This is a genomic window from Streptomyces sp. a15, assembly GCF_059026085.1.
Genome location: NZ_JBWLKM010000035.1, coordinates 77,022 through 86,071, shown reverse-complemented (window position 1 = coordinate 86,071; position 9,050 = coordinate 77,022). Strand labels below are relative to the sequence as shown.

The following is a 9,050-nucleotide window of genomic DNA, read 5'->3' as shown; positions in this document are numbered from 1 at the left end:
GGTTGTGTGGGGGGCGGGGCCGCGCCGGGGGGTGTCCGTCCTCGGAACGGCGCGGAATCGGTCGGCTGTTGAGGTGCCGGCGTTGACGCGCCAACCGCTGCGGGCGGACACCCCCCGACACGTCCCCTTGCCGCCGTACGCGAGTGCGGGAGCGTCCACCTTCCGACCGACCACCGTCACCTCTCGGCCCGCCGAGCGATCCGCCTGGGGCAGCCTCCAGGGGGCGCTCACCTTTCGGCCGACCGAGTCGGGCGGTGGGTAAAGCCATCCCCAACCCCACCCACTCTTGGGGGCGTAGCCCCAGGTGTGAGGCCCACCTTTCGACCGACCGATTCGGGCGGTGGGTGGAGGCCATCCGCAGCCCTCACCCACCGGCTGAGGGCGCAGCCCCAGGACAAGCTCAGTTACCTCTCAACCAACCGAGTCGGGCGGTGGGTAAAGCCATCCCCAGCCCTCACTCACCTCTGGGGGCGCAGCCTTCAGGGTGGCGCTCGCCTCTCGGCCGACCGAGTCGGGTGGCGGGTGGAGGCCATCCGCAGCCCTCACCCACCGGCTGAGAGCGCAGCCCCAGGACAAGCTCAGTTATCTCTCAACCAACCGAGTCGGGCGGTGGGTAAAGCCATCCCCAGCCCTCACTCACCTCTGGGGGTGCAGCCTTCAGGGTGGCGCTCGCCTCTTGGCCGACCGAGTCGGGCGGTGGGTGGAGACCATCCCCAGCCCCCACTCACCCCTGGGGGCGTAGCCCCAGGGGTGAGGGCCGTCCCTCGACCCACCGAGTCGGGCGGCGGGTGGGCATAGGTCGGGGGTCTGGGGGCGGAGTCCCCAGGGACGCCCGCGCCCGTGCCGGGTGACTGGGAACTTGGGGTGAATGGAGACCGTCCGGGCGCCGACGGGGCGTCGGCAAAGGGGGTGCTGGGGCGGGCGTAGCGTAGGTGTATGACGACGTACGGATCCTTTCCCGGCACGCGGCCGCGGCGGCTGCGGACCACCCCCGTCATGCGGAGGATGGTCGCCGAGACGCGGCTGCATCCTGCCGACTTCATCCTTCCGGCTTTCGTGCGCGAGGGCATTGCCGAGCCGGTGCCGATCGCGGCGATGCCCGGGGTGGTGCAGCACACCCGGGACACGCTGAAGAAGGCCGCCGCGGAGGCGGTCGCGGCGGGGATCTCCGGGATCATGCTGTTCGGCGTGCCGGAGGAGTCGAAGAAGGACGCGGTGGGGACGCCGGGGACCGACCCGGACGGGATTCTGCAGGTCGCGATCCGTGATGTGCGGGCCGAGGTGGGCGATGAGCTGCTCGTCATGTCCGACCTGTGCCTCGATGAGACGATCGATCACGGGCACTGTGGGGTGCTCGACGCGGAAGGGCGTGTCGACAATGACGCGACCCTTGAGCGGTACGCCGAGATGGCGCAGGTCCAGGCCGACGCCGGGGCCCATGTGGTGGGTCCCAGCGGGATGATGGACGGGCAGATCGGGGTCATCCGGGATGCCCTTGACCAGATCGGGCGGGAGGATGTGGCCGTCCTCGCGTACACCGCCAAGTACGCCTCCGCGTTCTACGGGCCCTTCCGGGAGGCCGTCGGGTCCTCGTTGAAGGGGGACCGGAAGACGTACCAGCAGGATCCGGCGAACGCGCGTGAGTCGCTGAGGGAGTTGGCGCTCGATCTTGAAGAGGGCGCCGACATGGTGATGGTGAAGCCGGCCGGGCCCTACCTGGACATTCTGGCCCGGGTGGCCGACTCCGTGGATGTGCCGGTCGCCGCCTATCAGATCTCCGGCGAGTACTCGATGATCGAGGCCGCCGCCGAGAAGGGCTGGATCGACAGGGACCGGGCGATTCTGGAGAGCCTCACCGGCATCAAGCGGGCCGGGGCGCGGAACATCCTCACCTACTGGGCCACCGAGGTCGCGCAGCGCCTGCTGTGACGGCGGGGCGGGACGCGAACGGGACGCTCTCGGGTGCCTACCGTACGCAACGGTTCGAACTCGGTCCGGCTACGGGCGGAACTCGGTCCGGGGAACGCAGGGGGCGTGAACCGTGGTGTTTCCGTGGCGTTTCCGGGTTTTCGCGGTGAGCTTCTGGGGGTCTGTCCGGAAAATGACCCTGGGGAGAGCGCTTGCTCCGCGGCGGGTGCTGGGTTCGGGGCTCGGAACTGGGCGGACGTAACGAATTGACGAGTTCCCGTCAGTGTCCATATCTTCTGCGCCTGGCCTGATCCGTTCGGAGGGGTCTTGGGTACGTCGATCCCTGGGGGGACGCAATGAGCTGGTTCATCGAGGCGTTGAAGAAGTACGCGGTGTTCAACGGGCGTGCGCGTCGCAAGGAATACTGGATGTACACGCTGTTCGTGTCCATCTTCTACATCGTGTTCGCGATCATCGCCGCCGTCACCAAGCAGCCGCTGATCGCGGTCGTCTTCTGGCTCGCGATCCTGCTGCCGAGCCTCGCCGTCACCGTGCGCCGTCTGCACGACACCGGCCGCGCCGGTGCATGGATCTTCATCGGTCTGGTCCCGCTCGTCGGCGCCATCGTGATGCTGGTCTTCCTGTGCGGCAACGGCGAGTCCGGCGCGAACAGGTTCGGTGCGAACCCGAAGGAAGCGCCGGTTCTCGTCTGACGCCGAGTTCCGACCCTTTGACGTGAGGCCGCCCGGCCGCTCTCCGGGCGGCCTTTCGCGTTGAGTGGGGCCGGCCGGTCAGCGGGTGGAGTGCGCTGAGGGGGACAGCGTCGACGGGCCCTCGTCGCGTACGCCCGTTCCGTCCTCGCAGCCCGTCAGCACGAGCGCGAGGAGCGTGAGGGCGGTGGCGGCGAGGAGGCGGCGGCGGTGGCGGGTTCGGGCGGACATGCTGGGCGGCCTCCGTGGTGGGTGGGGGGCGGTGGGAACAGCGTGCGGGGTGAGTGGTGGCGGTGCCACGGTTCGCGGGGGATTCGGGACGCCGGGGTCGTGGGATGTGGGCTGACCTGCGGGGATGCTGCTTCCCAGGGACGTGGCGCGGGACGTCGTACGGTCGGGTTCTGTGAAATGTGCCGGTGGGCACCATCAAGTGCCGCCGGGAGTTAGGTTGTTGACCGTTCCACCGCCGACTCTCCGAGGAGACGCCCATGTCCGGTGACGCCCTCAGCCAGGACCCCGCCGAGCTGAGAAGGAGGATCGACACCACCAAGGCGCACCCGGCCCGTGTCTACGACGTCTTCCTCGGCGGCAAGGACAACTACCCGATGGACCGCGCGGCGGCGGCCGCCGCCCTGACCGCCAATCCGCGCGGCTACCTCGACGTGCGGCACAACCGCGACTTCATGCGCCGCGCCGTGACGCGGATGGCCACGGACCACGGCATCCGGCAGTTCCTCGACATCGGCACCGGGCTGCCGACCGCGGAGAACGTCCATCAGATCGCCCAGCGGGTCATTCCCGACTCCCGGGTCGTGTACGTGGACCACGACCCGGTCGTCCTCGCGCACGCGCGAGCGCTGCTGACGAGCGGGCCCGAGGGGCGTACGGACTACATCGACGCCGACATGCGCGAACCGGGCCAGATCCTCGAACAGGCCGCCAAGACCCTCGACTTCGACGAGCCGATCGCCCTGTGTCTGGTGGCGCTGCTGCACTTCGTCGAGGACGGGGAGGCCTACTCGGTCGTGCGCGGTCTGGTGGACGCGCTGCCCTCCGGCAGCCGGCTCGTGCTCACCCATCTCACCGACGAGATGCACCCGGAGCCGACCCGGGCGGTCCAACGGACGTACACCGAGCGCGGGTTCACCTTCGTGTTCCGGACCAAGGCCGAGGTGGAGCGGTTCTTCACCGAGACGCCGGGCATCACGCTCGACGAGCCCGGTGTCGTCCCCGTCCATCAGTGGAAGCCGGATCCCGCGCCCGCTCCGCCGGCCATCGATCCGGAGGACTTCGAGAGGCTCGACGACATCGAGAAGATCCGCTACCGGGACATCAACGACGTGACGGACGACGACATCAATGTGTATGGGGCGACCGGGCTCAAGGGCTGAGGGTTGAGGGGCTGAAGCGTCGGCGGGGGTAGCCGTCCGGATGGCGGAAACCTGCTTGTAGGTGGCATTTATTTCCCTAGGCTGCGCGGCACTGTCGCTGTTCTCCAGTCCGTCGCAGTCGAAGGAGCCGCCATGACCGTTGCCGAGGCCGATGTCGTTCCCGCGCCGCCGCTCGCCGCGCGGGCCCGGGCGGTCGGTGGGTCGGCCGTACGGGACATCCTCGCCGTCACCGCCCGGCCCGAGGTGATCAACTTCGCGGGCGGGCTGCCGGCGCCGGAGCTGTTCGACGCGGACGGGATCGCGGAGGCCTATCGGGCGGTGCTCGCGGAGGCGCCCGAGCGGGCGTTGCAGTACTCCACGACCGAGGGCGAGCCGGGGCTGCGGGGTGCGCTGGCCGGGCGGATGTCGGTGCGGGGGCTGCCCACCGAGGCCGACGACGTGCTGGTCACCACCGGTTCGCAGCAGGCTCTGTCCCTGCTCGCGACCGTGCTGGTGGAGCCCGGGGACACGGTTCTTGTCGAAAGTCCCTGTTATCTGGCGGTGCTTCAGGCCTTCGGCTTCGCGGGCGCGCGGGTGGTGGCGGTGCCGGGGGACGGAGACGGGCTGGATCCGGCGGCGCTGGAGGAACTGGTCGTGCGGGAGCGGCCCAAGCTGCTGTACACCGTGCCGACCTTCCAGAATCCGACGGGCCGTACGCTGCCGGCCGCGCGCCGGGCGGCGATCGCGTCCGTCGCCGCCCGGCGGGGGCTGTGGATCGTCGAGGACGATCCGTACGGGGAGCTGCGGTTCGAGGGCGAGCGGGTGCCGTGGATCGCCACGTACCCGGGCGCCGAGGACCGTACGGTCCTGCTCGGCTCCTTCTCCAAGGTCATGGCGCCGGGGCTGCGGCTGGGGTGGCTGCGGGCGCCGGGCACTCTGCGGCGGGCCTGCGCGGTCGCCAAGCAGGCCGCCGACCTGCACACGCCGACGGTCAACCAGCTCGCCGCGGCACGGTATCTGGCCGACCGGGACCTGGACGCCCACGTCCGGCGGGTCGCCGGGGTGTACCGGGAGCGGCGGGACGCGATGCTCGCGGGGCTGGCGGACGCGCTGCCGGAGGGATCGGTCTGGAGCCGGCCCGAGGGCGGGATGTTCCTCTGGGCCCGGCTGCCGTCGTCGTACGACACGACCGAGCTGCTGGCGCGGGTGGTGCGGCAGGACGTGGCCTATGTGCCGGGGGCGCCCTTCTATGCCGGTGAGCCGGACCGGTCGACGCTGCGGCTGTGCTTCGTCACGCAGACGCCGGCGGAGATCGGGGAGGGGCTGCGGAGGCTGGGGACCGGGTTCGGGCTTCTGGGGGACTAGGTCCAAAGGCGGGGGAGCGGCTACTGCTGTGGATCGCTGACGTGGGCTGAGCGGTGTGCATACGGTGAGGGCATGGCCGATGACACTGGGGAGTTCGACCTTGACGCGTATCTCGGGCGGATCGGGTGGGAGGGGGAGCGGCGGGCCGACGCGGCGACGCTGAGGGGGGTGCATCTCGCGCACATGCGGGGCATCCCGTTCGAGAACCTGGATGCCCTGCGGCGCCTGGCGCCCTCACTCGAACCCGCCGACCTCATGACCAAGTTGGTCCACAGCCGGCGCGGCGGCTACTGCTACGAGCACAACACGCTGTTCTCGCTGGCCCTTCAGGCGCTGGGCTTCCGGGTGGTGACCCGGCTGGCCGCCCGCGTCGTCGTGGGGGCGGACCGTAGGGAGAGCCGGCCGCGTACGCACATGGCTCTGCTCGTGGAGGTGCCGGGGGAGCGGGCGCCGTATCTGGCCGACGTCGGGTTCGGGGCCATCGGGGCGTTGCTGGAGCCCATGCCGTTGGTGGTGGGTGCCGAGGTCCGGGACGCGGAGCGGCGGCATCGGCTCGTGCATGTGGCGCACCGGGGGCCGTTGGAGATGTGGGTGCTCGAGGCGTACGAGGAGAAGGCCGCGTCCTGGGTCGAGCAGTACGCGTTCACCCTGGAGCCGTTCGAGGCGCCCGACTTCGAGGTCATCAACTGGCACATCGGGACCAACCCGCGCTCGCCCTTCACCCAACGGCTGTACGTGCAGCGGGTTTCCGCCGAACGCCATCTCCTTCTCCACGGCCGCCTCCTCACCGAGACGCTGGTCGACGGCACGGTGAGGGAGCGGGAGGTCACGGAGGAGGCGGAGGCGCGTCGGGTACTGGAGGCGGAGTTCGGGGTGGTGGCTCCGGAGGGGATGACGCTGCTGACCCCGCCGGAGTGAGGGGGCGGTGGCCGGTCAGTCCCACCAGAAGGACCAGCAGCGCTGACCGATGAGGTCCTTGGCGTAGGAGACCAGGTCGCCGGGGCCCGTCTGCCAGATGGCGTCCGGGCAGAACGCGAGGTGCTCGGCGGCGATCGCCTCCGCCTCGGCGGGAGTGGTGGGAGGGGCGGCGACGGACACCAGCAGGTCGCTGGAGGTCAGCGCCACCACCCGTATCCCGAAGCGGTCCTCCCAGGACCGCAGGACAGCGCAGAGCCGGGCCACGTCGTTGTCGTGGTTCAGTGGGCCGGTCCAGCCGATCGCCGCCGGGATGTCGGCGGAGCGGCGGGCCGGCACCAGGGCGAGACTCGGGTGGTGGAAGGCGTCGGCCCCGCCGCCGCACACCAGGTCGGCGACCTCGGCCGCCCGCACGTCCGGATCGGCGTCGGGCGGATCGGCGTCGGGCGGATCGGCGTCGGGCGGACCGGCGTCGGGCGGACCGGCGTCCGGGGGACCGGCGGAGGCGAGCCCCGGCCAGTCCGGTCCGGGCGCGCCCTCCTCGTACTCCGCCTCGTACACCTCCTGGTGCTCCTCCCAGAACTCCGCGAGCACCTCCTCGGCGTCGTGGTCCCCGGGATACGACATCAGCTCGGGCCGCAGTGCCCAGCTCTCCGGGCCGCCGCCATGGACGACTTCCGTGTCCACGAGCACCGGCAGCAGGCCGGCCCGCGCGGCGGGTGCCGCCAGCGCCGACCAGTCGCCGGGGGACGAGGGCCGGTCGGCGTACCAGAGCAGCGGTTCGTGCCAGGGGCCGTCGGGTGTCTCGTCGACCAGGCGTCCGGGCGGGAGGGGGAGACCGAGGGTCGCAAGTCTCGGCAGGGGATTGGGAAGTGTCGCCATGCCGGTGACTTTAGGGGGAGCCACTGACAACGGCGGCGGCCGCCCCGACTGGTCCACGCTGCCGTCGAAACACTCCCGCCTGCCACCCGCCGCCGGTTGGAAACAGGCCTCGACGACGGCTCCGGGACGGGTCACGGCCATGGGGGTATAGACGTAGGCCTCCGCGTCTACGTCGTCCTCGACCTCGGCGCTGCGGACACGACCGTCACCATCTCCGGGACCGTCACGACTGCCGAGATCGTCACGGCCGTCACGACTGCTCACCGTCATCTCGATCCGGTCGCCGATCCGTGTGCCCCACATCCGCGCCCAGCTGGTCCCGCACTCCTCGCTGTGGCGCAGTTCCAACCAGGCACCGGTGGCCGTGCGGTGGGACGCGAGAGTGTCCGGGCCCGCGCCGCACTTCATGTGCATCGGGCTCTTGCCCTCGCAGGCGGCTCCCCGGCAGCGTGGCCCGGTGGCGGGCGGGGACGCCGACGACGGGGACGCGGACGACCGGGATCCGACATCCTGGTCCGGCAGCAGGAAGAGGGCCACCGCCACGCCCCCGACGGCCACGGCGGACACCGACGCGAGGACCGCCACGGCTGCCAGACCCTTGTGACCGGCACGCGTCACCTCCTGCGGAGCTGGAGCTGGAGGTGGAGGTGGAGGTGGAGGCGGGGCCGGAGTCGGGGACGGCCTCAGCTCCGGAGACCGCCCCTCCATACGCGGCTCTCCCGTCCCGCGCCCGCGCCATTCCGACTCCGCGATCTCCCACAGCGCCAGACACCGTCCCTCCGGTGCGCCGGCGAGCCGGCACAGCTCCCGCACCGCCTCGCGCGGCGGCAGCGTCTTGCCGTTGAGATAGCGCTCCCAGGACGACTTGCTGAACGGGGTCTTCGAGGCGAGGCCCGCCATGCTCAGGCCGGTCTGCTCCTTCACCTCCCGCAGCGCGGCGGCCAGTCGGGCGCATTCGGGCGACGGCGTCGTCATCCCCGCAGGACCTCCCACGTGTGCGGTCCGACGATGCCGTCCACGACCAGCCCCTCCCGCTGCTGCACGCGCTTGACCGCACGTTCCGTATGCGGACCGAAGATCCCGTCGACGACCCCCGGCGACACGCCCGCCCTGCGCAGCAGACACTGCGCCTCGGCCACCTCCGGACCGGCGTGGCCGTCCGCCAGGATGGCGTCCCGGGTGCGGCTGATGCCCGCGTACCAGCGGCCGTCGCTCCGCTCCGGGCGGCAGGTGTACGTGGGTGCCGCCGCCGGCGACCGGGGTGCCGACGCGGCTGACGAGGGAAGAGCGGACGCCGCCAATTCGCCGTCGCCGCCGCCGTTGAGCCGTACCAGCAGGAGGACCGCCGCGGAGACGGCCAGTACCAGAGCCGCCGTCCCCGCCACGAGAGCGATGCGCAGCGAACGGCCGGGAAACGGTGTGCTCTCGGCCCCCGCCGACCGGATCTCCGGCTCGGCCGCGACCGCCTTCGGCGCGGACGCGCCTCCGCCTTTGCCTTCGCGCGCGTTCCCCCAGGCCTCGGCGGCGACTTCGTGCAACGCGAGCAGCCGGGTCGGATCGTCACCGCCGATCCGGGCCATCGCCTCCATGGCCTCCGGGGGCGGAAGCGATCTGCCGCCCAGATAGCGTTCCCACGACTTCGGGCTGTACCCCGTCTTCGCCGCCAGCTGCCGCAGGCTCAGCCCGCTGTGATCCTTCAGCCGGCGCAACTGCACGACCAACTGCCGGACAGGCGGATCCAGTTCTGCGGGCAGCGCTTTCCAACGCGACATGTCTCCCCCACTCGCGTTCCCGGTCCGTGCTCAGTGGCCGTGGTCAGCGGCCCCTGCGCCCGTCGCATTCTGCATCACCATCCACGGCCCGCACCGGAGCGTGGTTCCCGCGCGGGTACGGAATCGGC

The 9,050-nt window shown here is 71.3% G+C and carries 8 protein-coding genes and 1 pseudogene; 5 read left to right on the top strand and 4 right to left on the bottom strand.

The window, feature by feature from the left end:
- Positions 1-936: 936 nt before the first annotated feature.
- Both hemB and AC5P09_RS29930 read left to right on the top strand, forming a co-directional pair.
- Positions 937-1,929, top strand: coding sequence for a porphobilinogen synthase (gene hemB / locus AC5P09_RS29935; RefSeq protein WP_266435618.1), 993 nt, complete (start codon positions 937-939; stop codon positions 1,927-1,929).
- Positions 1,930-2,264: 335 nt separating this feature from the next.
- Positions 2,265-2,621 carry a DUF805 domain-containing protein gene (locus AC5P09_RS29930; RefSeq protein ID WP_493876857.1) on the top strand — a complete coding sequence of 119 codons (357 nt, stop codon included), beginning with the start codon at positions 2,265-2,267 and terminating at the stop codon, positions 2,619-2,621.
- A 78-nt stretch (positions 2,622-2,699) separates the two neighbouring features.
- Here AC5P09_RS29930 and AC5P09_RS29925 read toward each other — a convergent pair whose 3' ends face one another.
- On the bottom strand, positions 2,700-2,849 hold the full coding sequence (locus AC5P09_RS29925) for a hypothetical protein (RefSeq protein WP_307676551.1): 150 nt from the start codon (positions 2,847-2,849) through the stop codon (positions 2,700-2,702).
- A 257-nt stretch (positions 2,850-3,106) separates the two neighbouring features.
- Here AC5P09_RS29925 and AC5P09_RS29920 point away from each other — a divergent pair, with 257 nt between their 5' ends.
- From AC5P09_RS29920 to AC5P09_RS29910, 3 genes are all read left to right on the top strand, one after another.
- The gene (locus AC5P09_RS29920; protein WP_493876856.1) at positions 3,107-4,009 is read left to right on the top strand and encodes an SAM-dependent methyltransferase; all 903 of its coding nucleotides are present in this window, start codon (positions 3,107-3,109) and stop codon (positions 4,007-4,009) included.
- 132 nt (positions 4,010-4,141) lie between these two features.
- A complete protein-coding gene (locus AC5P09_RS29915; protein ID WP_493876855.1) occupies positions 4,142-5,353 on the top strand; it encodes an aminotransferase-like domain-containing protein in 1,212 nt (403 codons plus the stop codon).
- Positions 5,354-5,425: 72 nt separating this feature from the next.
- A complete protein-coding gene (locus AC5P09_RS29910; protein WP_493876854.1) occupies positions 5,426-6,271 on the top strand; it encodes an arylamine N-acetyltransferase family protein in 846 nt (281 codons plus the stop codon).
- Positions 6,272-6,286: 15 nt separating this feature from the next.
- Here AC5P09_RS29910 and AC5P09_RS29905 read toward each other — a convergent pair whose 3' ends face one another.
- The 3 genes and pseudogenes from AC5P09_RS29905 to AC5P09_RS29895 form a co-directional block, all read right to left on the bottom strand.
- The gene (locus tag AC5P09_RS29905; RefSeq protein WP_493876867.1) at positions 6,287-7,150 is read right to left on the bottom strand and encodes a DUF4253 domain-containing protein; all 864 of its coding nucleotides are present in this window, start codon (positions 7,148-7,150) and stop codon (positions 6,287-6,289) included.
- 282 nt (positions 7,151-7,432) lie between these two features.
- Positions 7,433-8,050: pseudogene (locus tag AC5P09_RS29900) on the bottom strand (helix-turn-helix domain-containing protein); the annotation flags it as partial.
- 71 nt (positions 8,051-8,121) lie between these two features.
- Positions 8,122-8,922 carry a peptidoglycan-binding protein gene (locus tag AC5P09_RS29895; RefSeq protein ID WP_493876853.1) on the bottom strand — a complete coding sequence of 267 codons (801 nt, stop codon included), beginning with the start codon at positions 8,920-8,922 and terminating at the stop codon, positions 8,122-8,124.
- Positions 8,923-9,050 lie beyond the last annotated feature (128 nt).

What these genes read in the sequence shown, in the direction of transcription:
- hemB (WP_266435618.1), top strand. Translation starts at nt 937, where the DNA reads ATGACGACGTACGGATCCTTTCCCGGCACGCGGCCGCGGCGGCTGCGG.
- AC5P09_RS29930 (WP_493876857.1), top strand. Translation starts at nt 2,265, where the DNA reads ATGAGCTGGTTCATCGAGGCGTTGAAGAAGTACGCGGTGTTCAACGGG.
- AC5P09_RS29925 (WP_307676551.1), bottom strand. Translation starts at nt 2,849, where the DNA reads ATGTCCGCCCGAACCCGCCACCGCCGCCGCCTCCTCGCCGCCACCGCC.
- AC5P09_RS29920 (WP_493876856.1), top strand. Translation starts at nt 3,107, where the DNA reads ATGTCCGGTGACGCCCTCAGCCAGGACCCCGCCGAGCTGAGAAGGAGG.
- AC5P09_RS29915 (WP_493876855.1), top strand. Translation starts at nt 4,142, where the DNA reads ATGACCGTTGCCGAGGCCGATGTCGTTCCCGCGCCGCCGCTCGCCGCG.
- AC5P09_RS29910 (WP_493876854.1), top strand. Translation starts at nt 5,426, where the DNA reads ATGGCCGATGACACTGGGGAGTTCGACCTTGACGCGTATCTCGGGCGG.
- AC5P09_RS29905 (WP_493876867.1), bottom strand. Translation starts at nt 7,150, where the DNA reads ATGGCGACACTTCCCAATCCCCTGCCGAGACTTGCGACCCTCGGTCTC.
- AC5P09_RS29895 (WP_493876853.1), bottom strand. Translation starts at nt 8,922, where the DNA reads ATGTCGCGTTGGAAAGCGCTGCCCGCAGAACTGGATCCGCCTGTCCGG.